General features: G+C 65.1%; 22 protein-coding genes. 13 read left to right on the forward strand and 9 right to left on the reverse strand.

Annotated features, from left to right (window positions below):
• Position 1: 1 nt before the first annotated feature.
• The 3 genes from ehuD to ehuB are packed head-to-tail and all read right to left on the reverse strand — an operon-like array spanning position 2 to position 2,224.
• The gene (gene ehuD, locus ACJRW5_RS15715) at positions 2-664 is read right to left on the reverse strand and encodes an ectoine/hydroxyectoine ABC transporter permease subunit EhuD (RefSeq protein ID WP_484571438.1); all 663 of its coding nucleotides are present in this window, start codon (positions 662-664) and stop codon (positions 2-4) included.
• Positions 661-1,320, reverse strand: coding sequence for an ectoine/hydroxyectoine ABC transporter permease subunit EhuC (gene ehuC, locus ACJRW5_RS15720; RefSeq protein WP_484571439.1), 660 nt, complete (start codon positions 1,318-1,320; stop codon positions 661-663). Before ehuC ends, ehuD begins: the two co-directional genes overlap by 4 nt.
• A gap of 58 nt (positions 1,321-1,378) precedes the next feature.
• Positions 1,379-2,224, reverse strand: coding sequence for an ectoine/hydroxyectoine ABC transporter substrate-binding protein EhuB (gene ehuB / locus ACJRW5_RS15725; RefSeq protein WP_484571440.1), 846 nt, complete (start codon positions 2,222-2,224; stop codon positions 1,379-1,381).
• A gap of 243 nt (positions 2,225-2,467) precedes the next feature.
• Between ehuB and ehuR the strand changes: the two genes are divergently transcribed.
• The 6 genes from ehuR to ACJRW5_RS15755 all read left to right on the forward strand — a co-directional run bounded on the left by ehuR (position 2,468) and on the right by ACJRW5_RS15755 (position 9,079).
• The gene (gene ehuR / locus ACJRW5_RS15730) at positions 2,468-3,865 is read left to right on the forward strand and encodes a MocR-like ectoine utilization transcription factor EhuR (RefSeq protein WP_484571441.1); all 1,398 of its coding nucleotides are present in this window, start codon (positions 2,468-2,470) and stop codon (positions 3,863-3,865) included.
• A 280-nt stretch (positions 3,866-4,145) separates the two neighbouring features.
• Positions 4,146-5,117 carry a hydroxyectoine utilization dehydratase EutB gene (gene eutB / locus ACJRW5_RS15735; protein WP_484571442.1) on the forward strand — a complete coding sequence of 324 codons (972 nt, stop codon included), beginning with the start codon at positions 4,146-4,148 and terminating at the stop codon, positions 5,115-5,117.
• Between the two features lie 9 nt (positions 5,118-5,126).
• On the forward strand, positions 5,127-6,104 hold the full coding sequence (eutC, locus tag ACJRW5_RS15740) for an ectoine utilization protein EutC (RefSeq protein WP_484571443.1): 978 nt from the start codon (positions 5,127-5,129) through the stop codon (positions 6,102-6,104).
• An 81-nt stretch (positions 6,105-6,185) separates the two neighbouring features.
• Positions 6,186-7,376 (forward strand): ectoine hydrolase DoeA, encoded by a 1,191-nt coding sequence (gene doeA, locus ACJRW5_RS15745; protein ID WP_484571444.1) that lies wholly within the window; start codon positions 6,186-6,188, stop codon positions 7,374-7,376.
• Positions 7,377-7,494: 118 nt separating this feature from the next.
• Positions 7,495-8,496 (forward strand): N(2)-acetyl-L-2,4-diaminobutanoate deacetylase DoeB, encoded by a 1,002-nt coding sequence (doeB, locus tag ACJRW5_RS15750; protein WP_484571445.1) that lies wholly within the window; start codon positions 7,495-7,497, stop codon positions 8,494-8,496.
• 106 nt (positions 8,497-8,602) lie between these two features.
• The gene (locus ACJRW5_RS15755; RefSeq protein ID WP_484571619.1) at positions 8,603-9,079 is read left to right on the forward strand and encodes an Lrp/AsnC family transcriptional regulator; all 477 of its coding nucleotides are present in this window, start codon (positions 8,603-8,605) and stop codon (positions 9,077-9,079) included.
• Here ACJRW5_RS15755 and choX read toward each other — a convergent pair.
• Positions 9,076-10,002, reverse strand: a complete 927-nt coding sequence (gene choX / locus ACJRW5_RS15760) for a choline ABC transporter substrate-binding protein (RefSeq protein WP_484571446.1) — start codon at positions 10,000-10,002, stop codon at positions 9,076-9,078. The two genes, ACJRW5_RS15755 and choX, sit on opposite strands and share 4 nt — an antisense overlap.
• 398 nt (positions 10,003-10,400) lie before the next feature.
• Between choX and ACJRW5_RS15765 the strand changes: the two genes are divergently transcribed.
• The 4 genes from ACJRW5_RS15765 (at position 10,401) to ACJRW5_RS15780 (ending at position 14,750) form a co-directional block, all read left to right on the forward strand.
• Positions 10,401-10,772 (forward strand): C40 family peptidase, encoded by a 372-nt coding sequence (locus tag ACJRW5_RS15765; RefSeq protein ID WP_484571447.1) that lies wholly within the window; start codon positions 10,401-10,403, stop codon positions 10,770-10,772.
• Between the two features lie 144 nt (positions 10,773-10,916).
• Positions 10,917-11,567, forward strand: coding sequence for a 7-cyano-7-deazaguanine/7-aminomethyl-7-deazaguanine transporter (locus tag ACJRW5_RS15770; RefSeq protein ID WP_484571448.1), 651 nt, complete (start codon positions 10,917-10,919; stop codon positions 11,565-11,567).
• A 231-nt stretch (positions 11,568-11,798) separates the two neighbouring features.
• A complete protein-coding gene (locus ACJRW5_RS15775; protein WP_484571449.1) occupies positions 11,799-13,265 on the forward strand; it encodes an NAD-dependent succinate-semialdehyde dehydrogenase in 1,467 nt (488 codons plus the stop codon).
• 108 nt (positions 13,266-13,373) lie between these two features.
• Positions 13,374-14,750 carry an aminotransferase gene (locus tag ACJRW5_RS15780; protein ID WP_484571450.1) on the forward strand — a complete coding sequence of 459 codons (1,377 nt, stop codon included), beginning with the start codon at positions 13,374-13,376 and terminating at the stop codon, positions 14,748-14,750.
• A gap of 281 nt (positions 14,751-15,031) precedes the next feature.
• Here ACJRW5_RS15780 and ACJRW5_RS15785 read toward each other — a convergent pair whose 3' ends face one another.
• The 5 genes from ACJRW5_RS15785 to def all read right to left on the reverse strand — a co-directional run bounded on the left by ACJRW5_RS15785 (position 15,032) and on the right by def (position 19,767).
• Entirely contained in the window at positions 15,032-15,346 is a 315-nt protein-coding gene (locus ACJRW5_RS15785) for a tetratricopeptide repeat protein (protein ID WP_484571451.1), read from the reverse strand.
• Between the two features lie 77 nt (positions 15,347-15,423).
• Positions 15,424-16,797, reverse strand: coding sequence for a Trk system potassium transporter TrkA (trkA, locus tag ACJRW5_RS15790; RefSeq protein WP_484571452.1), 1,374 nt, complete (start codon positions 16,795-16,797; stop codon positions 15,424-15,426).
• Between the two features lie 11 nt (positions 16,798-16,808).
• The gene (rsmB, locus tag ACJRW5_RS15795) at positions 16,809-18,122 is read right to left on the reverse strand and encodes a 16S rRNA (cytosine(967)-C(5))-methyltransferase RsmB (RefSeq protein ID WP_484571453.1); all 1,314 of its coding nucleotides are present in this window, start codon (positions 18,120-18,122) and stop codon (positions 16,809-16,811) included.
• Positions 18,119-19,063 carry a methionyl-tRNA formyltransferase gene (gene fmt, locus ACJRW5_RS15800; RefSeq protein ID WP_484571454.1) on the reverse strand — a complete coding sequence of 315 codons (945 nt, stop codon included), beginning with the start codon at positions 19,061-19,063 and terminating at the stop codon, positions 18,119-18,121. The genes rsmB and fmt overlap by 4 nt, the downstream gene beginning before the upstream one ends.
• A gap of 197 nt (positions 19,064-19,260) precedes the next feature.
• Complete coding sequence (def, locus tag ACJRW5_RS15805; protein WP_013713230.1) at positions 19,261-19,767, reverse strand: peptide deformylase; 507 nt, start codon at positions 19,765-19,767, stop codon at positions 19,261-19,263.
• A gap of 153 nt (positions 19,768-19,920) precedes the next feature.
• Here def and ACJRW5_RS15810 point away from each other — a divergent pair, with 153 nt between their 5' ends.
• The 3 genes from ACJRW5_RS15810 (at position 19,921) to tsaC (ending at position 22,998) form a co-directional block, all read left to right on the forward strand.
• Positions 19,921-20,958 carry a LysM peptidoglycan-binding domain-containing protein gene (locus tag ACJRW5_RS15810; RefSeq protein WP_484571455.1) on the forward strand — a complete coding sequence of 346 codons (1,038 nt, stop codon included), beginning with the start codon at positions 19,921-19,923 and terminating at the stop codon, positions 20,956-20,958.
• 81 nt (positions 20,959-21,039) lie between these two features.
• Complete coding sequence (gene dprA / locus ACJRW5_RS15815; protein ID WP_484571456.1) at positions 21,040-22,146, forward strand: DNA-processing protein DprA; 1,107 nt, start codon at positions 21,040-21,042, stop codon at positions 22,144-22,146.
• Positions 22,147-22,440: 294 nt separating this feature from the next.
• Positions 22,441-22,998 (forward strand): L-threonylcarbamoyladenylate synthase type 1 TsaC, encoded by a 558-nt coding sequence (gene tsaC, locus ACJRW5_RS15820; protein ID WP_484571457.1) that lies wholly within the window; start codon positions 22,441-22,443, stop codon positions 22,996-22,998.
• Positions 22,999-23,067: the final 69 nt, after the last annotated feature.

Genomic DNA, 23,067 nt, shown 5'->3' on the forward strand with positions numbered 1-23,067 from the left:
GTCATCGGACGGTGACCTCCAGGCGGTCTTCCATGCGTCGCACGCACCAGGCCAGGACCAGGCTGAGGGCGAGGAAGAACAGGCCAACCATGGTGATGGGCTCGAGGTAGCGGAAACTCTCCGAGCCGATGTTCTTGGCTTGCTGCATGATTTCCACCACGGTGATCGCGGACAGCACCGGGGTGTCCTTGAGCATGGCCACCAGGTAGTTGCCCAGCGCAGGCAGAATGGGCCGCAGCGCCTGCGGCAGGATGATCTGCCGGTAGGCCGACAGCGGCGACATGTTCAGCGCCGTCACCGCTTCCCACTGACCGCGCGGCACGGCGTCGAGGCCGGCGCGATACACCTCGGCGGTGTAGCAGGCGTAATGCAGGGCGATGCCGAGGATGCCCGCCTGCAACGCGGTAAGGTTCAGCCCGTAATTGGGGAACACGTAGAACAGGAAGTACACCTGGATCAGCAGCGGCGTGCTGCGGATGAATTCGATCAGCCCAGCCACCGGCCAGGACAGCCACAAGTGTCTGCTGCGCCGGGCGATGGCCAGCAGCAGGCCAACGACGATGGCGATGGCAAAGCCGGCGAAGGTGATCAGCAGAGTATTGAGCGAAGCCTTGAGCAGGTCCGGGAGGATGCTCAGGGCGAAATCCCAGTCGAAGAAATTCATTGCAGGCCTCCGCGCATCCGGCCGCGACTCAGGCGTTTTTCCAGCAGGCGCATGCCGAGGTTGATCACCTGTGCCATGAGGAAATACAGCAGCAGCGCCAGAGCGAAGATCTCCAGGGTCATGAAGGTCGCCTGGTCCAGCTGGCGGGCGCGGAAGGCCAGGTCCGACAGGGTGATCAGCGACACCAGCGAGGTGTTCTTCAGCAGCTCGATGAGCAGGTTGGTGCCCGGCGGAATCGCCGCCAGCAAGGCCTGCGGCAGGATGATGCGGGTGAAGCGCCGGAACGGCGTCATGTTCAGCGCGATGCAGGCTTCGTATTGGCCCTTGGCGACCGAGCGGATGGCGCCGCGCATGACTTCCGCACCGTAGGCGCCGATGTGCAGACCGAGGCCGACCACGGCCACGGCGAAGGCGCTCATCTCGATATTGAATGGTGGCATCGGCAGCACGAAGTACAGCCAGAACAGCTGCACCAGCAGTGAGGTGCCACGGAAGATCTCGATGTAGGTGATCGCCAGCCAGCGCAGCGGGCCGATTGGCGACAGCCGGCCGAGGGCGGCGATCACGGCGCTGACGATGGCCAGCAGCGAGCCCCAGAAGGTGACTTGCACGGTGACCCAGGCGCCTTGCAACAGCAGGGGGAGAAGATCGGTCATGAATGTCTACCGGTCGAAGGATCCATGCCGCGCACCGGCGTGCGCGGCAGACACCGCGTTACTGACCGCAGAGCTCGGCGGCGGTCTTGTCGGTGATGTTGGACTGGTCGAAGCCGAAGGGCTTGACCGTGGCCAGGTGATCCTCGCTGCCGAGCCATTTCTTCAGCTCGGCGTTCACCGCATCGCGCAGGTCCTTGTCTTCCGGACGGAAGGCAAGGGCGCCATAGCCGGTGTGGGCCGGGTCGTCCTTGAACTCGGCGATGGCCTCGACGCCGTCGCCACCCTTCTCGGCCAGGCCCTTCATGGTCAGCTGGGTACCGACCGCTGCATCGGCGCGCCCGGCGCGCACGGCCTGCAGCTGTGCGGTGGTGTCCGGCACCTGGAGAATCTGCTCGTCGGTCACGCCCGATTCACGTGCGTAACCCAGGTTCACCGTGCCGGCCATGATCGCCACCTTGGCGCCGCTCTTGGCGATGTCTTGGTAGCTGTGCAGGTTCTTCGGGTTGCCGGCCTTGGTCAGCAGGGTATCGGGCAACTGGTAGTGCGGATCGGTGAACAGCACCTGCTTGCAGCGTTCGGGGGTGATGTACATGCCGGCGGCAATCAGATCGAAACGGCTGGCGCGCAGGCCGGGGATCAGAGAGCCCCATTCGGTGAGCACCGGGTTGATGGTCTTGACACCCATCTGCTCGAAGATCTTCCTGACGATCTCCGGCGACTCGCCGGTGACGCTGCCGTCCAGCGCGGTGTAGGCGAAGGGCGTTTCGTTGGCGTAGCCGATGCGCACGCTGCTGCTGTCCTTGACCTTGTCCAGGGTCGAGGCCTGGGCGCCGGCCGCGAGACCGCCGAGCAAGGCGCAGGTCAGTGCGAGGTGACCGAAGCGGGAGGGGATAACGCTACTCATCTTGGTGTTCTCCTGTTTCTTGTAGTCCGCCAGCGGCGGCGTGCTGTGTTAGGAGGCAGGTAAATCAAGAGCGTTGGTGGCGCGTGGAGCGCCGGGTGGTGTTCTTCTGAGTTGCCGAGGCACTGTTTTCCACCCTTGGCCCGAGCATACAAAGGCTTTTTTCGCTGCGGCATTGCACTAGGACAATTGAATCGCAATGCCCCACGCGGGATGCTTGCCCGCAGCCGCCAGAGGAGGCCATCGATGCACAACTGGAAGAAGGCCCTGGCCAACGCGCGTCCGGGCGAGTCGAAATACAAGCTCCTGGTCCAGGCGGTCGCCGCCGACATCGAACAGGGTAACCTGATCGACGGTCAACGGTTGCCCCCGCAGCGCCAGGTGTCCGATGCCCTGGGTATCAGCGTGCAGACCGTGACCAACGCCTACAAGGAGCTGGAGCGCCAGGGCCGGGTGCGCTGCGAAGTGGGCCGCGGCAGCTTCGTTTCGCGGCGCACCAGCGAGCGCGTGGCCACCAGCATGCTCGATCGCAGCGAACAGGCGCTGATGGACTTTTCAAACGCGCGCATCCTGCACACCGATGCCCACAACCGCCTGTGGCGGCAGACCTGCCTGGAGCTGGCGCAGGAGTCGGATCAGCCGTGGATTCACGCCTTCCGCCCGATTGCCGGCATGCAGCACCAGCGCGAGGCGGCGGTGCGCTGGCTGGCGCGGCTGGGTATGGACGTGGGGACCGAGGACGTGTTGCTGACCAGCGGCGCAGCCCACGCCATTTTCCTGGCTTTGGCGACGCTGGCCGGCCCGGACGATGTGGTGCTCTGCGAAGGCCTGACCGACCACGGCGCCATCGGCAGCTCGCAGGTGCTCGGCTTTACCCTCAAGGGGCTGGAGATGGACCGCCACGGGTTGAATCCCGAGCACTTCGAGGACATGTGCGGCAACGAGCGCATCACCGCGCTGGTCTGTACGCCCAACCTGAACAACCCGACCAGCGCGCTGATGCCCGATGAGCGCCGCCGCGAGATCGCCGAGATCGCCCGCCGCTATGGCGTGTACATCATCGAGGACGACGTCTACGGCCCGCTGCTGGCCGGCCAGCAGGCCACCCGGCCGCTGAGCCATTACGCGCCGGAGCTGTCGTTCTACTGCACCAGCCTGACCAAGTCGGTGCTCACCGGCTTGCGCATCGGCTACCTGGCGATGCCCAAGCGCCTGGCCCTGCGCACCGAGAGCATCCTGCGGGTCAACAGCTGGATGGCGCCGTCGCTGCTCGGCGAAGTGGCGACGCGCTGGATCGACTCCGGTGAAGCTGAAGACCTGGTGCAGCTGCAGCGCCAACTGCTGGCCAACCGGCAGGCGCTGGTCGAGCAGGAGCTGGGCGAGCACCTGATCGGCAACCACCCCTACTCGCTCAATAGCTGGTTGCGCGTGCCCGAGGGTTGGGAGACCGACGGCCTGCTGCGCGAACTGCGCCGACGCAACGTCGCGCTGACCCTGCCCGACCCCTTCGTCCCGCCCGGCATGCCCAGGCCACGCGCGGTGCGTCTGTGCGTCGGCGCCGAATGCAGCGAGGCGAAGATGCGCCAGGGCGTGCAGATCGTCCGTGACGTGTTCGGCCAGTACCCGAAGGTGCATGATTTCTAGCGCGGTAAGAGGTTTCGCGGCTGAAGCGGAATGCCGCCCAGCCGCTCCTACAATTTCGCCCGTCATGCTGATCAGCCCCTCTCGCTTGCGGGAGAGGGTTGGGGAGAGGGCTACAAGCTGGTGCGCGCGGCGCACCCTACGGTCGACGCCTCTGTAGGGTGCGCCGCGCGCACCGATTGTCCACCGAGTTGAGCGGACCCATAAAAAATCGTCCTAGTACATTCAGCCACTCAATTTCCCGCTCATACACTCGGCCGCACACCTTCACGGAACGTGCGCCATGTCTTCCATCACCGCCGATGATCTACTCAAGGCCCGCCAGCGTATCGCCGGCCTGGTGCGGCAGACACCACTGGAGCACTCACCCAGCCTGAGCCGCCTGGCCGGGGTGCCGGTATGGTTGAAGCTGGAGTCACAGCAGGCCACCGGCAGCTTCAAGCTGCGCGGTGCGAGCAATGCGGTGGCGCAATTGGACGATGAGCAGAAACGCCTGGGCGTGGTCACCGCCTCCACCGGCAACCATGGCCGCGCGCTGGCCTTCGCTGCTTCGCAGCAGGGCGTGAAGGCCATCGTCTGCCTCTCCGAGCTGGTGCCGCAGAACAAGGTGCGCGCCATTCGCGAGCTGGGCGCCGAGGTGGTGATCAGCGGCCGCAGCCAGGACGATGCCCAGCTCGAAGCGCTGCGTATTTCCCATGAGCAGGGCGCGGCGTTCATCCCGCCCTTCGACCACCCGCATGTAATCGCCGGCCAGGGCAGCCTGGGCCTGGAGATTCTCGAGCAATGCCCGGACGTCTGCGAGGTGCTGGTGCCGCTGTCCGGCGGCGGTCTGTTCGCTGGTGTAGCGCTGGCGCTCAAGGCTTCCAGCCCGGCGATTCGTGCCCACGGCATCAGCATGAAGTTGGGCGCGGCGATGCATGCCAGCCTGCAGGCCGGCGAACCGGTCGAGGTGGAGGAGTTGCCAACCCTGGCCGATTCGCTCGGCGGCGGCATTGGCCTGGACAACCGCTACACCTACGCCATCACCCGCGACCTGTGCGACTTGGTGCATCTGCTCGACGAGGCGTCCATCGCCCGTGGCATACGCCACGCCTACCGCGAGGAACGGCTGGTGATCGAAGGTGCGGCCGCAGTGGGCATCGCTGCCCTGCTCGACGGTCTGATCGAGCCGCGTGGCCCGGTGGTGGTGGTGATCAGCGGGCGCAACATCGATATCGACCAGCACCTGCGCGTGCTCAATGGCGCTAATGCCTGAGGAGTTGCCATGGCCAAGACCCTGATTCTCAACCAGGCCGACCTGCGCGACTGTGTCGGCCTCGACAGCGACAGCCTGGCGGTGGTGGAAAACGCCTTCCGCCTGCTCGCCACCGCTGCCGTGGCCATGCCGCCGATCCTGCGTCTGGACGTGCCCGAGCACAACGGCGAGGTGGATGTGAAGACCGCCTACCTGCCTGGCGTTGCGCACTTCGCCATCAAGGTCAGCCCTGGCTTCTTCGACAACCCCAAGCTCGGCCTGCCCAGCCTCAATGGCCTGATGATGCTGTTCTCGGCGCACACCGGCCTGGCCGACGCGCTGCTGCTGGACAACGGCTACCTCACCGCCGTGCGCACCGCTGCTGCCGGCGCCATCGCCGCCAAATGGCTGGCCCGCGAGGACGCCAAGGTGGTCGCCATTCTCGGTGCCGGCGAGCAGGCACGCCTGCAGTTGCAGGCACTGCGTCTGGTGCGCGAGGTAAGCGAGGTGCGTATCTGGGCCCGCGACCCGGCCAAGGCCGAGGCGATGGTCGCCGAACTCGATGATGCCTGCGCCGTGGACAGTATCGACGCCGCGCTGGACGGCGCCGATATCGCCATCAGCACCACACCCAGCCGTGAGCCGCTGATCCAGCCGCAGCACCTGCGCCCCGGCCTGCACATCACCGCCATGGGCTCGGACGCCGAGCACAAGAACGAGATCGCCCCGGCCGTGCTGGCGCAGGTCGACGCCTATGTCGCCGACCGCCTGAGCCAGACCCGCGTGCTTGGTGAGCTCAACCACGCCATCGCCGCAGGGCTGGTTGAGGCTAACGCCGACTTCGCCGAACTGGGCCAGGTCATCGCCGGCCAACGGCCCGGCCGCACCGCCAACGAGCAGATCACCCTGTGCGACCTGACCGGCACCGGTGCGCAGGACACCGCCATCGCCAGCCTCGCCTATCAACGTGCCCGGCAGGCCGGCAAAGGCCTCAACTTCGATTCATGACCTTGTGGGAGGGCTTCGTCGCGGCTGAAACGGAATGCTGCCCGGTCCCTCCCGCAGCCAAAAAACCACGGGGATTCATCCATGTCCGAAATCGTCGTCAATCTCCCCTTCGCCCGGGAGGAATATGCCCAGCGTCTGGCCAAGACCCGCAGCGCCATGCAGGCCAAGGGCATCGAACTGCTGATCGTCAGCGATCCGTCCAACATGGCCTGGCTCACCGGTTATGACGGCTGGTCGTTCTACGTGCACCAGTGCGTGCTGCTGGCGCTCGATGGCGAGCCGGTCTGGTATGGCCGTGGCCAGGATGCCAACGGTGCCAAGCGCACGGTGTTCATGCAGCAGAGCAACATCGTCGGCTACCCCGATCACTACGTGCAGTCCACCGAGCGCCACCCGATGGACTACCTGTCCAAGGAGGTCATCGCCGCACGTGGCTGGGACAAGCTGACCATCGGCGTCGAGCTGGACAACTACTACTTCAGCGCCGCCGCCTACGCCTCGCTACAGCGCAACCTGGCCAGCGCACGCTTCGTCGACTGCACCGCGCTGGTCAACTGGCAGCGGGCGATCAAGTCGCCGACCGAGATCGGCTACATGCGCATCGCGGCGAAGATCGTCGAGAAGATGCACGCGGCGATCTTCGACAAGATCGAGCCCGGTCTACGCAAGAACGAGCTGGTGGCCGAGATCTACCGCACCGGCATCCTTGGCGCCGACGGCCATGGCGGCGACTACCCGGCCATCGTGCCGCTGCTGCCCACTGGCGCCGACGCCAGCGCGCCGCACCTGACCTGGGACGACTCACCGATGATCAGCGGCGCCGGCACCTTCTTCGAGATTGCCGGCTGCTACAAGCGCTACCACTGCCCGCTGTCGCGCACCATCTACCTGGGCAAACCGCCGCAGCATTTTCTCGATGGCGAGAAGGCCGTGGTCGAAGGTATTGCCGCCGGTCTGGAGGCGGCCAAGCCGGGCAACACCACCGGCGACATCGCCCGCGCCTTCTTCAAGGTGCTGGAGAAATTCGGTATCCACAAGGACAGCCGCTGCGGCTATCCCATCGGTATCAGTTACCCGCCGGACTGGGGCGAGCGCACCATGAGCCTGCGCCCGAGCGACGAGAGCGTGCTGCAGCCGGGTATGACCTTTCACTTCATGCCCGGCCTGTGGCTGGACGACTGGGGCCTGGAGATCACTGAATCGATCCTGATCACCGACAGCGGCGTGGAAACCCTCTGTGACGTACCGCGCCAGCTGTTCGTGAAGGATTGATCCTGTGGCTGCCGCTCCACCTGTAGGAGTGGCCGGGCGGCGATCCGCTTTAGCTGCGAAGTTTTCCAGTCGCGGCTAAAGCCCCTCCCACAATGAGCCCCATCTTGAAGGCCCGACCATGACCCAACTGCGCGACAACCCCATCAGCCCCACGCTCGACTTCGAGCGTGACGGCGTGCAACACGGTTTTCTCAAACTGCCCTATTCCCGCGACGACTCGGCCTGGGGCGCGGTGATGATCCCTATCACCGTGGTGAAGAACGGCAGCGGCCCCACCGCGTTGCTCACTGGCGGCAACCATGGCGACGAGTACGAAGGCCCGCTGGCGCTGAGCAAGCTGGCCCAGCGCCTGCGCGCCGAGGACGTCAGTGGCCGGGTGATCATTGTGCCGTTCATGAACACCCCGGCGGTGCAGGCCGGCAGCCGCACTTCACCGATCGACAAGGGCAACCTCAACCGCAGCTTCCCCGGCAAGCCGGACGGCACGGTGACGCAGAAAATCGCCGACTACTTCCAGCGCACGCTGTTGCCCATGGCCGATGTGGTGCTGGACATCCATTCCGGTGGCAAGACCCTGGATTTTCTGCCCTTCGCCGCCTGCCACGTGCTGCCGGACCAGGCCCAGGGCGCCGCCTGCGCCGCCGGCATGCGCGCCTTCGCTGCGCCCTACTGCATGCGCATGCTGGAGCTGGATGCGGTGGGCATGTACGACACTGCCGCCGAGGAACTGGGCAAGGTGTTCGTCACCACCGAATTGGGCGGCGGCGGTAGCAGCACGGCGAAAAGCCTGGCTATCGCTGAGCGCGGTGTGCGCAACCTGCTGATCCATTTCGGCCTGCTGCAGGGCGAGATCGAAGCCGGTGAGTCGGTGATGCTCGATATGCCCGACGGCGACTGCTTCGTCGCCAGCGAGGACGACGGCCTGCTGGAGATGTGCCGCGATCTCGGCGACAGGGTGGAGAAGGGCGAGGTGATCGCGCGGGTACACAGCACCCGCCGCACTGGCGAGCCAGCCCGGGAATACCGCGCTAAACGCAGCGGCCTGCTCGCTGCCCGGCATTTTCCGGGGCTGGTGAAGGGAGGTGATACCCTCGCCGTGATTGCCGAGGTGGTGGGCTAACCTGTCGCGGCTAAAGCCCCTCCCACAGACTTACCGATCGTGGGAGGGGCTTTAGCCGCGACCGGGAGTCATACGCCCCATGAACGCTCAATCGACCGAGGCACCGATGCACAAGCTCGACCGCTATGACCTGAAGATCCTGCGCATCCTCTCCGAGGACGGGCGGATCACCAAGTCGGCCCTGGCCGAGGCGATCAACCTCTCGGTGACGCCAGCCTGGGAGCGTGTGCGCAAGCTCGAAGGCGCCGGGCTGATCCAGGGTTACCGCGCGCAGATCGACTGGGCTGCGTTGTTCAAAAGCCAGCAGGTGCTGGTGGAAATCACCCTGGCCCGGCATACCGCGCAGGACATGCGCCGTTTCGAGCAGCGCCTGAGCGAGGCGCCGGAGGTGGGTTTCTGCTACGCCACCGGCGGCGGCGTCGACTACATCGCCATGATCCGCGCCCGCGACATCGACCATTACCAGCGCTTCATCGACCAGTTGCTGCTGGAAGACCTCGGCATCGAGCGCTACTTCACCTATATCGTCACCAAGACCATCAAGGCAGACGCCTCGGGTGCACCCGCCGAGCTGGATGACTAGAGTTTGGCCTTGACCGCCGCCAGGCCGTCACCACCATCGCGGGTGGTCACACCGTCCAGCCAGCGTTCCAGCACCTGAGGGTTGGCCTCGATCCAGGTCTTGATCGCCGTGGCGTTGGCCACCTGGCGGTTGAGCACCTCATCCATGATGCTGTTCTCCATCTCCTGGGTGAAGGTCAGGTTGCTCAGCAGCTTGCCGACGTTCGGGCATTCGGCAACAAAGCCCTTGCGCGCCAGGGTGTTGACCGAGCCGGTACTGCCGAAGAACTTCTCTCCGCCCTTCAGGTATTGCATGTCGTATTGCACGTTCATCGGGTGCGGCGTCCAGCCGAGGAATACCACGAACTGGTCGCGTTTCACCGCGCGGCCGACCTGCACCAGCATTGCCTGTTCGCTCGATTCCACCAGCTTCCAGTCGCCGAGGTCGAACTCGTTGCCGTCGATCATCTGACGAATGTAATCGTTGGCCGGCGAGCCGGAGCCGATGCCGTAGATCTTCTTGCCGAACTTGTCGGCGAATTTGTTCAGGTCATTGAAATTTTTCACACCGGCTTCATGGGCATAAGTCGGCACAGCCAGGGTGTATTCGGTGCCGCCGAGGTTTTCCACCACCTTGTCGACCTGACCGCTCTCGACGTAGCGCTCGTAGTCGTGCTGACCGGCCGGCATCCAGTTGCCGAGAAACACATCCACCTGCCCTTTCTGCAGCCCGGCGAAGATGATCGGCACGGCCAGGGTGCGGGTTTGCGGTTTGTAGCCCAGGCCGTCGAGCAGCAGGCTGGCGATGCCATTGGTCACGGCGATATCGCTCCAGCCGGGATCGGCGAGGGTTACCGAAGTACAGCTGGCACTGTCGTTCTGCGCCTGAACACCGAAGCTGATAGCCAGCAGTGAGGCACTGAGCAGGGCATTTCTCAGGTGCATGCGTGAATCCTTCCGGTTATGGGTCTTTCTGGACCATAACGGCCAGGCAGTGCCTGGCTCAACCGATTGGTCGCAATTGGGTGTGATTCGTCGAGAAAACGACGGTATCAGCAGAAAACCGTTGGTCGACTAATACCGTGTGCAGTGAACCAAGTGGGCTTCCTGATGGTCCGTCTCCGGGACGGTCGGGAAGGCCGTTTTCGATGCAAGGCCTTGATTCGGGAAGGTTTCCGTACGATGGCCAGTAACCAGGACTACTGGGTTTGAATAAATTTTTTCTGTCTTTTTGCCTTGGGGGCGCTCTTTTACTGGGAATTTGTACCCAAGCCTCCGCCACCTTTCGTATTCAGACTATTCCGGCAGGTTCGCAAGCGACCGCGCCCAAGCCGACCAGCGAAGTGATCGACCGTGCCCTTGGCGCGCTGGGCACCCCCTACCGCTGGGGCGGCACCAGTCTGCGTCATGGCTTCGACTGCAGCGGCCTGGTGCAGTACGCCTTCAAGACCCAGAGCGACCTCGACCTGCCGCGCACCTCGCGCGCCCTGTCGCGCCTGGATGCACCCTCGGTGAAGCGCAGCGACCTGCAGCCGGGCGATCTGCTGTTCTTCCGCATCCGCAGCCGCTCGGTGGACCACGTGGCCATCTATCTCGGTGACGGCCGTTTCATCCACGCGCCGCGGCGTGGCAGCAACGTGCGCATCGACCGCCTCAACAACGCCTACTGGCAGCGTCATTTCCAGTTGGCCAAGCGGGTCGTGCCGGAAGCCTGAGCGATCGAGCGGACCAACGGCGTGGGACCCGTCGGGCAAAAACTATCCCGCGGGTCAACAACGCGCTAGAATGCGCGCCGCTCGTGGCCATGTCGGCTGCGGCAGTGGGTTCCCTCACCCCACTTCACGAAAAAGGACATCGACATGACCCTGATTCCTGCGTCGGTCAGTCGGCCCGTGCTGGCCGGCCTGATCGCCTTCCACATCCTCATCATCATCGCCAGCAACTACCTGGTGCAGCTGCCGATCACCCTGTTCGGCTGGCATACCACCTGGGGCGCGTTCAGCTTCCCGTTCATCTTCCTGGCCACCGACCTCACTGTGCGTCTGATCGGCAAGCACGCCGCGCGCGTGGTCATCGCCCGCGTGATGCTGCCGGCGCTGGTCGCTTCCTACGTGGTTTCGGTGCTGTTTCACGAGGGCGCCTTTGGTGGTCTGGCGGCGCTGGGCGAGTTCAACCTGTTCGTCTTCCGCATCGCGCTGGCCAGCTTCCTCGCCTACGCCTTCGGCCAGTTGCTAGACATCCAGGTGTTCGACCGCCTGCGACGCATGCGCCAGTGGTGGATCGCACCGACCGCCTCGACCATCTTCGGCAACCTGCTCGATACCTTCCTGTTCTTCTCGGTGGCTTTCTGGCGCAGCGACGACCCGTTCATGGCCGCCAACTGGGTGGAAATCGCCACGGTGGACTACGTGATCAAACTGGCCATCAGCCTGATCCTCTTCGTGCCGCTGTACGGCATGCTGCTCAGTGCCATCGTGCGCGCCCTGCCGCAGCGTACTGCCACGGCGTGAAGCACGCTCGCCGCTAAAGCGCCTCCCACGGTGGCCGGTGGCGAGTGTGTGGGAAGGGCTTTAGCCGCGATTGTCTGAGTGCCGCTGCCGAGGCGCGATGGGGCCTCAGAAATCTTCTGTTCGTCCCGGTCCTTCAGAAAAAACTGCGGTAACGCGGTGGCGGCTTGGAAAAAACAGCAAGCCGCCTTTCCCTAGCATGTCTCCCATGCCCCTCGGCCCGGAGACATCGTCATGCCCCTCGACCATCCCCTGCTGTTCAAGTCGCTCTGCTATGTCGACGGTCATTGGGTACACAGTGACGACGGTGCCAGCGTCGCGGTGCAGAACCCGGCCGACCAGAGCCTGATTGGCCATGTGCCGATGCTCAGTCGCGGGCAGATCAGCGCCGCCGTGGACGCCGCCCAGCGTGCTTTCGCCGCCTGGCGCGAACAGAGCCTGGACAGCCGCGCGGCGTTGCTGCGGCGTTGGGCCGAGCTGATCCTGCAGCACCAGGAGGACCTGGCGCGCATCCTCAGCCTGGAGCAGGGCAAGCCGCTGGCCGAGGCGCGTGGCGAGATCCGCTACGCCGCCAGCTTCATCCCCTGGTTCGCCGAGGAGGCGCGCCGGCTCTACGGCCAGACCATCCCCAGTCATATCCCCGGCGCCCAGCTCGGTACGCTGAAGGAGCCGGTGGGCGTCTGCGCCCTGCTCACGCCCTGGAACTTCCCCAGCGCGATGATCACCCGCAAGGCCGCCGCGGCCCTGGCCGCCGGCTGCACCGTGGTGGTCAAACCGGCGCACGAGACGCCCTACTCCGCGTTCGCTTTGGCCCAGTTGGCCGAGGAGGCGGGCTTCCCTGCGGGTGTGTTCAACGTGGTGCTGGGCGAGCCGCAGATGGCCATGGAAACCCTGGTCAAGGATGCGCGGGTGCGTTCGGTGAGCTTCACCGGCTCGACCCGCGTCGGCAAGCTGGTGCTGCAGGCTGCCGCCGAGGACGTGAAGAAGGTGGCCCTGGAGTTGGGTGGCAACGCGCCGCTGATCGTCTGCGCCGACGCCGATCTCGATCATGCCGTGCAGGTGGCGCTGGACGCCAAGTTCCAGACCTCCGGGCAGGACTGCTGCGCGGCCAACCGCATTCTGGTGCAGCGTCCGGTCTACGAGGAATTCCTGCAGTGCTTCGCCAAGGCCGTGCGCGGCTTGCGCGTGGGGCCGGGGCATGACGAGCGCAACCAGATCGGCCCGCTGATGCACCAGGCGGCGCTGGACGGCACGGCTGCCCGGGTCGCCGATGCCATCGAGCAGGGTGCGCGGCTGCTGGTCGGTGGCGAGCCGCATGCGCTGGGCGGCTGGTTCTGGCAGCCCACGTTGCTGGCCGATGTCACCGACGGCATGCGCATCTACCGCGAGGAGAACTTCGCGCCCATCGCCGGGGTGCGCGCGTTCGACAGCCTGGACGACGCCGTGGCCATGGCCAACGACACCGAGTACGGTCTGGCCGCCTACATTTGCTCCAACCGCCTGGATGTCGTTCATCCGCTGATTCGCCGCCTCGAGCATGCCATGGTCGCGGTCAATGGCACCAAGTTCACCGGCCACCCGATCCCCTTCGGTGGCATGAAAGCCTCCGGCCTCGGCCGCGAAGGCGCTACGGAAGGCTTCGAGCCCTTCGTCGAAACCAAGTACTTCTGCATTCATCACCAGGGCCAGCGCTACCCCTGATGCACCCGGAGAGCAGCTGGGAGGAGCTTCAGCCAGGCGCTGCAAGCCCCTCCCACAAACCTGTGAATTACCTTTATCGCCACCCCAGCGAATTAGATGGAGATCGTCATGACCGACTACCAGAAGCTGTTCGAGCAGGACCGTGCCCACTTCATGCACCCGTCCACCCACGCCCATGACCATGCCAGCGGCGCGCTCAAGGGCCGCATCATCAAGGGCGCTTCGGGCATTCGCATTCAGGACCACGAGGGCCGCGAGCTGCTCGATGCCTTCGCCGGCCTGTACTGCGTGAACATCGGCTATGGCCGCACCGAGGTGGCCGAGGCCATCTACAAGCAAGCCAAGGAGCTGGCCTACTACCACACCTATGTCGGCCACTCGACCGAGGCGATCATCGAGCTGTCGGCGCGCATCATCGACTGGGCGCCGCAGGGCATGAAGAAGGTCTACTACGGTATGTCCGGCTCGGACGCCAACGAGACCCAGATCAAGCTGGTGCGTTACTACAACAACGTGCTCGGGCGCCCGGCGAAGAAGAAGATCATCTCGCGCCAGCGCGGCTATCACGGCTCGGGCATCATGACCGGCAGCCTCACCGGCCTGGCCAGCTTCCATCAGCATTTCGACCTGCCCCATGCCGATATCAAGCACGCCGCCTGCCCGCACTTCTACAAGGCGCCGGCCGGCATGGACGAGGCGGCCTTCGTGCGGCACTGCGCCGAGGACCTGGAGCGCCTGATCCTGGCCGAGGGGCCGGAGACAGTGGCGGCCTTCATCGGCGAGCCGGTGATGGGCACCGGCGGCATCATCGTGCCGCCCAAGGGCTACTGGCAGGCGATTCAGGCCGTGCTGGCGAAGTACGACATTCTGCTGATCGCCGACGAAGTGGTCTGCGCCTTCGGCCGCCTGGGCACGCCGATGGGCAGTCAGATGTTCGGCATGCAGCCGGATCTGATCACCACTGCCAAGGGCCTGACCAGCGCCTATGCACCGTTGTCGGCGGTGATCGTCGGCGAGAAGGTGTGGAACGTGATCGACGAGGCGTCCAGTCGCGACGGTGCCATGGGCCATGGCTGGACCTACTCCGGCCACCCGATCTGCGCCGCCGCGGCGTTGGCCAACCTGGATATCCTCGAGAAGGAAAACATCGCCGCCAACGCTGCCGATGTCGGCGCCTACCTCAACCAGCAGCTGCGCCAGACCTTCGAAGGCCACCCGCTGGTGGGCGAAGTCCGTGGGGTCGGCATGCTCGCGGCGCTGGAGTTCATGGCCGACCGTGACGCGCGTACACCCTTCGACGCCTCGCTCAAGGTCGGCCCGCGTGTTTCCGCAGCGTGCCTGGAGCGCGGCATGATCGCCCGCGCCATGCCGCACGGCGACATCCTCGGTTTCGCCCCGCCGCTGGTGCTGAACAAGGCCGAGGCGGACGAGGTGGTGGGTATCGCCAAGGCGGCGGTGGATGCGGTGGCCAGCAAAGTGCTCTGAGGCGGGCTGAACGGCGTAGGGTGCGCTGTGCGCACCGCGGCTGGCTCGGTGCTTCGGCCATCCATTCGCAGAGTTGCAGAGGAAAGTGTGGGAGGGGCATCAGCCGAGACAGCTTGAGTCCCTGAGAACAGGAGGCAATGGTTTGTTTCGGTGCGCACGGCGCACCCTACGGTTCTGAAGCGCCTCCTACGGATCGGCACCGAGCTTGTGGGAGGGGCTTTAGCCGCGATTGCTGCCCGGCTTGTCCAGGGCGACTCGGTGCTTGGTGTGCACGGCGTGGCCTACGAGTGTTTGTCCAGTTTGCGCAGAAACACGCTCATTTCCTTCTCGGCCTGTTTGTCGCCCTTGGCCTGTGCCGCAGCGATGCCCTGCTGCCAGGCCTGGCGCGCACCGTCGAGGTCGTCTTCGGCCTGCAGCGCCTTACCCAGCAGCTTCCACGCCGCCGAGTAGCCTGGGTCGAACTCGACGCAGCGTTGCAGGTGCTCGGCGGCCTGCGCGGTGTTACCGCTGTCCAGGTGGGCTTTGCCCAGGCCGAAGCGCAGCAGGGCATTGTCCGTGCCCTTGGCCAACATCTTTTCCAGTGCTTCGGTACTCATCTCGGCTCCTGCGTCGTCACGTGGGCATCCCGGATGGCATCCAGGCTACGGTCTCGTAGCCGGATGTGGCGAGGGACTCAGAAGAACGTCAGCCCGGCCTGGAACAGGCGCTCGACGTCGCGGATGTACTTCTTGTCGACCAGGAACAGGATCACGTGGTCGCCGGACTCGATCACTGTGTTGTCGTGGGCGATCAGTACTTCCTCGTCACGGATTATGGCGCCGATGGTGGTGCTCGGCGGCAGGGCGATTTCCTGGATCGCACGACCGATCACCTTGCTCGACTTGGCGTCGCCGTGGGCGATGACTTCCAGCGCTTCCGCCGCGCCACGGCGCAGGCTGTGCACGCTTTCGATGTCGCCGCGGCGCACGTGGGTCAGCAGGGTGCCGATGGTGGCCAACTGCGGGCTGATGGCGATGTCGATCTCGCCACCCTGCACCAGGTCGACGTAGGCCGGGTTGTTGATGATGGTCATCACCTTGCGTGCGCCGAGGCGCTTGGCCAGCAGCGATGACATGATGTTGGCCTCATCGTCGTTGGTCAGGGCGAGGAAGATGTCGGCGTCGTTGATGTTCTCTTCCACCAGCAGGTCGCGATCCGAGGCACTGCCCTGCAGCACGATGGTGCTGTCGAGGTTCTCCGACAGGTAGCGGCAGCGCGCCGGGTTCATCTCGATGATCTTCACCTGGTAGCGGCTTTCGATGGCCTCGGCCAGGCGCTCGCCGATATTGCCGCCACCGGCGATGACCACGCGCTTGTAGCTGTCTTCCAGGCGGCGCATTTCGCTCATCACTGCGCGAATGTGGGCCTTGGCGGCGATGAAGAACACCTCGTCATCGGCCTCGATGACGGTGTCGCCCTTGGGCATGATCGGCCGGTTGCGGCGGAAGATCGCCGCCACACGGGTGTCCACCGTGGGCATGTGCTGACGCAGCTGGCGCAGTTGTTGGCCCACCAGCGGGCCGCCGTAGTAGGCCTTGACCGCCACCAGCTGGGCCTTGCCTTCGGCGAAGTCGATCACCTGCAGGGCGCCGGGGTATTCGATCAGGCGCTTGATGTAGTTGGTCACCACTTGCTCGGGGCTGATCAGCACGTCGACCGGAATCGCCTCGTTGTCGAACAGCGCCTCGCGGGTCAGGTAGGCCGCCTCGCGCACCCGGGCGATCTTGGTCGGCGTGTGGAACAGGGTGTAGGCGACCTGGCAGGCGATCATGTTGACTTCGTCGCTGTTGGTCACCGCCACCAGCATGTCGGCATCGTCGGCGCCGGCCTGACGCAGCACCGTGGGGAACGACCCCTTGCCCTGCACCGTGCGGATATCCAGGCGGTCACCGAGATCGCGCAGGCGATCGCTGTCGGTGTCCACCACGGTGATGTCGTTGGCTTCGCTGGCCAGGTGCTCGGCCAGCGTGCCGCCAACCTGACCTGCGCCGAGAATGATGATTTTCACTGATCGCTCCGTTAGCCGTGGGTCGCCACGACAGTCTTTATCAGCTTGGCATAGTAGAAGCCGTCATGGCCGTCCAACTGCGGCAGCAACTGGCGACCATGCTCTGTTTGCACACCGAATTCACCGCCGATGCTGAGTTCCTGCGCATCGGCCGTGCGCGCGAGGAAGGCGGCGATGGTCTCGCTGTTCTCCGTCGGCATGACCGAGCAGGTGGCGTAGATGAGGATGCCACCGGGCGCCAGGGTCGGCCACAGCGCATCGAGCAGCTCGCCCTGCAGCTGGGCCAGCGCCGGGATGTCCTCGGCCTTGCGCGTCAGCTTGATGTCCGGGTGACGGCGGATCACTCCGGTGGCCGAGCACGGTGCATCGAGGAGAATGCGCTGAAACAGTTGGCCATCCCACCAGGCGGCGGTGTCGCGGCCGTCGGCGGCGATCAGGGTGGCGTTCAGCTGCAGACGTTCGAGGTTTTCCCGCACCCGCGTCAGGCGTTTGGCTTCCAGGTCCACGGCGACCACTTCGGCCAGCCCTGGCTCGGCTTCCAGCAGGTGGCAGGTCTTGCCGCCAGGCGCGGCGCAGGCATCCAGTACGCGCTGGCCGGGGGCCAGTTCGAGCAGGTCGGCGGCCAGTTGCGCGGCTTCATCCTGCACGCTGACGCGGCCTTCCCTGAAGCCAGGCAAGGTGGTTACGTCGCAGGGTTGCAGCAGGCGCACGCCGTCACGGCTGAAGTGGCAGGGCTCGGCCTCGATACCCGAGCCGCGCAGTTCGGCAAGGTAGTCGTCACGGCTGCCGTGGCGGCGGTTGACCCGCAGAATCAGCGGCGGATGAGCGTTGTTGGCGGCGCAGATGGTCTGCCAGTGCTCGGGCCAGTGCGCCTTCAGCGACTTCTGCAGCCAGCGCGGATGTGCGGTGTGCAGCACCGGGTCGCGCGCCAGCTCGGCGGCCAGCGCCTCGTGTTCGCGCTGCGCGCGGCGCAGCACGGCGTTGAGCAGGCCCTTGGCCCAGGGCTTCTTCAACGCGCCGGCGCAGCCGACCGTTTCGCTGATGGCCGCGTGTTCCGGGATGCGGCTGTGCAGCAACTGATAGAGGCCGACCAGCAGCAACGCTTCGACGTCCTTGTCGGCGGCCTTGAAGGGTTTTTCCAGCAGCTTCTCGGCCAGCAGTTGCAAGCGCGGCTGCCAGCGCGCGGCGCCAAACGCCAGGTCCTGGGCCAGCGCGCGGTCGTGGTGTTCGACCTTGTCCAACTGCGGCGGCAGGCTGCTGCCTAGCGAGGCCTTGCCGGACAATACGGCGGTCAGGGCGCGGGCGGCGGCCAGGCGCGGATTCATTGGCCGAGCACCAGGCCGGGGGCGAACTGCTCGCGGCGGCTGTTGTACAGGTCGCTGAAGGCCAGCGGCTTGCCGCCGGGCAATTGCAGGCGGGTCAGGCGCAGCGCGCCTTCGCCGCAGGCTACGGTCAGCCCGCTCTTGTCGGCGGCGAGGATGGTGCCGGGGGCACCGCTGCCCTCGCCCAGCACGGCGGCGTGGACTTTCAGCGCATCGCCGGTCAGCGTGCTGTGGCAGATCGGCCAGGGGTGGAAGGCGCGCACCAGACGCTCCAGCTCCACCGCCGGGCGGCTGAAATCGAGGCGTGCCTCGTCCTTGTTCAGCTTGTGTGCGTAGTTGGCCAGGGCGTCATCCTGCACCTCGCCTTGCAGCGTGCCGGCGGCGAGGCCGTCGATGGCCTCAAGCACGGCTTGCGGGCCGAGCTGGGCGAGACGGTCGTGCAGGCTGCCGCCGGTGTCGTCGGCCGAGATCGGCGTGCTTACCTTGAGCAGCATCGGCCCGGTGTCCAGGCCGGCTTCCATCTGCATCACGGTCACGCCGCTTTCGGCATCACCGGCCTGCACCGCGCGCTGGATCGGTGCCGCACCGCGCCAGCGCGGCAGCAAGGAGGCGTGACTGTTGATGCAGCCCAGGCGCGGGGTGTCGAGCACCACTTGCGGCAGTATCAGGCCGTAGGCCACCACCAGCATCAGGTCCGGCTGCAGTGCCGCCAGTTCGGCCTGGGCGTCTTCGTTGCGCAGGCTGACTGGCTGGTACACGGGGATATCGTGCGCCACGGCCAGTTGTTTGACCGGGCTCGGCATCAGCTTCTGGCCGCGACCGGCCGGGCGATCCGGCTGGGTATAGACGGCGATGATCTGGTGCTGGCTGGCCAGCAGGGCCTTGAGGTGTTCGGCGGCGAATTCCGGGGTGCCGGCAAAGACGATACGCAGGGAGTCAGGCATGGGCGGTCACCAAAGAAAAAGGCTTGCCTGGCAGTTCACATGGAAACTACTGCGCTCGGTTATGCCGCGTTGAAAACAGGCTCGGACTGCTCATTTACAACTCGTAAACTCCGCGTCCTCGCCTATTTTCGCCTTGCCTAACCTTCGCTCGTGACGTTTCCATGCGACCTGCTACGCAAGCCTTTGGAATAAGTGAATCAAGCGCGTTGGCGATGCTGTTTTTCCAGCTTTTTCTTGATCCGGTCGCGCTTGAGGTTGGACAGGTAGTCGACGAACAGCTTGCCGTTGAGGTGATCGCACTCGTGCTGGATGCACACGGCCAGCAGGCCTTCGGCGATCAGCTCGTAGGGCTGGCCGTCACGGTCCAGTGCCTTGATCTTGACCTTCTGAGGGCGGTCGACGTTCTCGTAGAAGCCGGGCACCGACAGGCAGCCTTCCTGGTACTGGTCCATTTCGTCGGTGAGCGATTCGAACTCGGGATTGATGAACACCCGCGGTTCGGATTTGTCCTCGGACAAATCCATCACCACCACACGTTTATGTACATTGACCTGGGTCGCGGCCAGGCCGATACCCGGAGCGTCATACATGGTCTCGAACATGTCATCGACCAGTTGACGAATGGAGTCGTCCACGACGTCCACCGGTTTGGCGATGGTACGCAGGCGTGGATCAGGAAATTCGAGGATATTCAGGATCGCCATATGCGTTTGTGATGCACTTGTGGAATAAAGTCAAAATCCGCTGCTAAGATGATGAACAGCATTGAAAAACGGCTTCACGCCGCGTATTCAGCGGGTTTGGCACGCGGCGCTAGGGCGCTTCACGTGAAGGCACATAATAAAGGGATTCACCGTATGAGGAAATCACTACTCGCCTTGCTCATGGCAGCTGGCGGAATGGTTCTGACCTGCATGGCTCAGGCCGCAGTGCAACTCAAGGACGGTCATCCGGACCGTTACACCGTAGTCAGGGGTGACACGCTCTGGGACATTTCCGGCAAGTTCCTTAGCCAGCCGTGGAAATGGCCGGAAATCTGGCACGCCAATCCGCAGGTAGAAAACCCGCACCTGATCTACCCCGGTGACACCCTCAATCTCGTCTACGTGGATGGCCAGCCGCGGCTGATGCTCAACCGTGGCGCGTCGCGCGGCACCATCAAGCTGTCTCCGCAGGTGCGCAGCACGCCGATGGCCGAGGCGATCCCGACCATCCCGCTGGAGGCGATCAACAGCTTCCTGCTGAGCAACCGTATCGTCGACACGCCGGAAGAGTTCAACAGCAAACCCTACATCGTCGCCGGCAATGCCGAGCGCGTAGTCAGCGGTGCTGGTGACCGTGTCTATGCCCGTGGCCAGTTCGATGAGCAAAACCCGGTCTACGGTGTTTTCCGTCAGGGCAAGACCTACACCGACCCTGATACCAAGGAGTTCCTCGGTATCAACGCTGACGATATCGGTACTGGCGAGATCGTCGCCGAAGAAGGCGATATCGGCACCTTTGTGCTGAGCCGCTCGACTCAGGAAGCGCGTCTGGGTGACCGCCTGTTCCCCACCGAGGAGCGTGCGATCAACTCCACCTTCATGCCCAGCGAGCCGACCGATGAAATCAACGGCCTGATTCTCGACGTGCCGCGTGGCGTCAGCCAGATCGGCCAGCTCGACGTGGTCACCCTGAACAAGGGCGCCCGCGACGGCCTGGAAATCGGCAACGTGCTGGCGGTGTACAAGACCGGTGAAACCGTACGCGACCGCGTCACTGGCGAACGGATCAAGATCCCGGACGAGCGTTCCGGTCTGCTGATGGTCTTTCGCACCTACGACAAGCTCAGCTATGGCCTGGTGCTGCAGGCCAGCCGCCAACTTGAGGTGATGGACAAGGTCCGCAACCCGTAACACCTGACGAGCCCCGCTGATGCGGGGCTCGTGCTTTCTGTCGCCAGGATGGCGACTTCACCGACTCAGGGACGAATTGCCATGTCTGCTACGCCCTCGCTTTCTCCCGCCGAGCTCGAAGCCCGTTTGCGTCTGCACCTTTTGCCGGAGCTCGGGCCGCGCCGTTTCCGCAAGCTGCTCAGTGCTTTCGACAGTGCCTCTGCCGCGCTCAGCGCCCCGGCCAGCGCCTGGCGTTCGCTGGGGCTGCCTGCCGTCTGCGCCGAGCCGCGACGCAGTGCCGAGATTCGTCAGCGTGCCACGGATACGTTGCGCTGGCTGGAAGCGCCAGGCCAGCACCTGATTATGTGGGATGACCCGCGCTATCCGGCGCTGCTTGCCGAGCTGAGCGATGCCCCGCCGCTGCTGTTCGTCGCGGGTGATCCGGGCGTACTGGAACTGCCACAACTGGCCATGGTGGGTAGCCGGCGTGCTTCGGGGCCCGGGCTGGACAACGCCCGGGCCTTTGCTCGCAGCCTGGCCGCGGGTGGTTTCGTGATTACCAGTGGCCTGGCCTTGGGCATAGACGGCGCCGCCCACCAAGGGGCGTTGGAGGGTGGTGGCAAGACGGTCGCGGTGCTGGGGACCGGCCTGCAATGCCTTTACCCCCGCCGGCATGAACGGCTGGCGCGGCAGATCGCCGAGCAGGGTGGCGCGCTGGTTTCCGAACTGCCGCTGGATTGTCCGCCGCAGGCGAGTAATTTCCCCCGGCGCAACCGCATCATCAGCGGGCTGTCACTCGGTGTGCTGGTGGTCGAGGCCAGTCCGTCGAGCGGCTCGCTGATCACCGCGCGGCTGGCTGCCGAACAGGGGCGGGAGGTCTACGCCATTCCCGGATCGATTCATCACCCGGGCGCGCGTGGCTGCCACCAGCTGATTCGCGATGGCGCCACGCTGGTGGAAAGCATCGAGCACATTCTCGAGGCTCTGCGTGGTTGGCAGACGCCGGCCGGCGCGCCGCAATCGTCGCAGCCAAGCGCCAGCATTGAACACCCGCTGCTGGCCTTGCTGCATGCCGCACCGCACAGCACCGAGGCGCTGGTGCAGGCCAGCGGCTGGCCCCTGGCGCAGGTGCTGGCGGCGCTGACCGAGCTGGAGCTGGATGGCCTGGTGTGCAACGAAGCCGGCCGCTGGCTGGCGCGCCGGCCGTAACTGGGCCTTTTGCGTAACGCTGATCAGATAAGGCCCCAAGCCGCTTTCCGTAGACGCCCCGCCCCGGAGCGAAGCGCTTCGATTCCGCGTCATGTCGGTTCGCGGCGGGGCGCCGCTCCTACCCGCTCGGCGCATCAAGGCCATTAGTCTTTCCCACAGGATCATGTTCACCCCAGCTGCGTAGCTCGGAGGCAATCCGGGGCGGGCTCGGTAATTTTCCCGGATTAGATCCGGGCTACAGTCGCCGCGCCGTCTTGGATAGACTGCCGCCCATTGGTTCAGTGGAGACAGTCGATGGCCAGCAACTGGCAGGTTCAGCAAACGGCGCGTGTGGTGCGTGAGGGAGGCGTGATCGCCTATCCGACCGAGGCGGTCTGGGGTCTGGGCTGTGACCCGTGGAACGAAGAGGCGGTGGATCGGCTGCTGGCGCTCAAGGAGCGGCCGGTGCACAAGGGCCTGATCCTGGTGGCTGACGCCATCGAGCAGTTCGATTTCCTGCTCGATGACCTGCCTGACGTGTGGATCGAGCGTCTGGCCGGCAGCTGGCCAGGCCCGAACACCTGGTTGGTGCCGCATCAGAACCGTCTGCCGGAGTGGGTCACGGGCATGCATGACAGCGTTGCCCTGCGCGTCAGTGACCATCCTCTGGTACGCGCATTGTGTCGCTACACCGGGCCGCTGATTTCCACCTCCGCCAACCCGGCCGGGCGTCCTTCGGCGCGTTCGCGTCTGCGCGTCGAGCAGTACTTCCCCGGCGAGCTGGACAAGGTGCTGGGCGGTGCGCTGGGTGGGCGCAAGAACCCCAGCCTGATTCGCGACCTGCGTACGGGCGATGTGATTCGCCCGTCCTGAGGCGCTTCAGCGCACGCGGCTAAAGCCCCTCCCACGATTGTGGCGGCTGTGGGAGGGGCTTTAGCTGCG

The organism is Pseudomonas pichavaramensis, assembly GCF_050473265.1.
GTDB lineage: Bacteria > Pseudomonadota > Gammaproteobacteria > Pseudomonadales > Pseudomonadaceae > Aquipseudomonas.

What these genes read in the sequence shown, in the direction of transcription:
- ehuD (WP_484571438.1), bottom strand. Translation starts at nt 664, where the DNA reads ATGAATTTCTTCGACTGGGATTTCGCCCTGAGCATCCTCCCGGACCTG.
- ehuC (WP_484571439.1), bottom strand. Translation starts at nt 1,320, where the DNA reads ATGACCGATCTTCTCCCCCTGCTGTTGCAAGGCGCCTGGGTCACCGTG.
- ehuB (WP_484571440.1), bottom strand. Translation starts at nt 2,224, where the DNA reads ATGAGTAGCGTTATCCCCTCCCGCTTCGGTCACCTCGCACTGACCTGC.
- ehuR (WP_484571441.1), top strand. Translation starts at nt 2,468, where the DNA reads ATGCACAACTGGAAGAAGGCCCTGGCCAACGCGCGTCCGGGCGAGTCG.
- eutB (WP_484571442.1), top strand. Translation starts at nt 4,146, where the DNA reads ATGTCTTCCATCACCGCCGATGATCTACTCAAGGCCCGCCAGCGTATC.
- eutC (WP_484571443.1), top strand. Translation starts at nt 5,127, where the DNA reads ATGGCCAAGACCCTGATTCTCAACCAGGCCGACCTGCGCGACTGTGTC.
- doeA (WP_484571444.1), top strand. Translation starts at nt 6,186, where the DNA reads ATGTCCGAAATCGTCGTCAATCTCCCCTTCGCCCGGGAGGAATATGCC.
- doeB (WP_484571445.1), top strand. Translation starts at nt 7,495, where the DNA reads ATGACCCAACTGCGCGACAACCCCATCAGCCCCACGCTCGACTTCGAG.
- ACJRW5_RS15755 (WP_484571619.1), top strand. Translation starts at nt 8,603, where the DNA reads ATGCACAAGCTCGACCGCTATGACCTGAAGATCCTGCGCATCCTCTCC.
- choX (WP_484571446.1), bottom strand. Translation starts at nt 10,002, where the DNA reads ATGCACCTGAGAAATGCCCTGCTCAGTGCCTCACTGCTGGCTATCAGC.
- ACJRW5_RS15770 (WP_484571448.1), top strand. Translation starts at nt 10,917, where the DNA reads ATGACCCTGATTCCTGCGTCGGTCAGTCGGCCCGTGCTGGCCGGCCTG.
- ACJRW5_RS15775 (WP_484571449.1), top strand. Translation starts at nt 11,799, where the DNA reads ATGCCCCTCGACCATCCCCTGCTGTTCAAGTCGCTCTGCTATGTCGAC.
- ACJRW5_RS15780 (WP_484571450.1), top strand. Translation starts at nt 13,374, where the DNA reads ATGACCGACTACCAGAAGCTGTTCGAGCAGGACCGTGCCCACTTCATG.
- ACJRW5_RS15785 (WP_484571451.1), bottom strand. Translation starts at nt 15,346, where the DNA reads ATGAGTACCGAAGCACTGGAAAAGATGTTGGCCAAGGGCACGGACAAT.
- rsmB (WP_484571453.1), bottom strand. Translation starts at nt 18,122, where the DNA reads ATGAATCCGCGCCTGGCCGCCGCCCGCGCCCTGACCGCCGTATTGTCC.
- fmt (WP_484571454.1), bottom strand. Translation starts at nt 19,063, where the DNA reads ATGCCTGACTCCCTGCGTATCGTCTTTGCCGGCACCCCGGAATTCGCC.
- def (WP_013713230.1), bottom strand. Translation starts at nt 19,767, where the DNA reads ATGGCGATCCTGAATATCCTCGAATTTCCTGATCCACGCCTGCGTACC.
- ACJRW5_RS15810 (WP_484571455.1), top strand. Translation starts at nt 19,921, where the DNA reads ATGAGGAAATCACTACTCGCCTTGCTCATGGCAGCTGGCGGAATGGTT.
- dprA (WP_484571456.1), top strand. Translation starts at nt 21,040, where the DNA reads ATGTCTGCTACGCCCTCGCTTTCTCCCGCCGAGCTCGAAGCCCGTTTG.
- tsaC (WP_484571457.1), top strand. Translation starts at nt 22,441, where the DNA reads ATGGCCAGCAACTGGCAGGTTCAGCAAACGGCGCGTGTGGTGCGTGAG.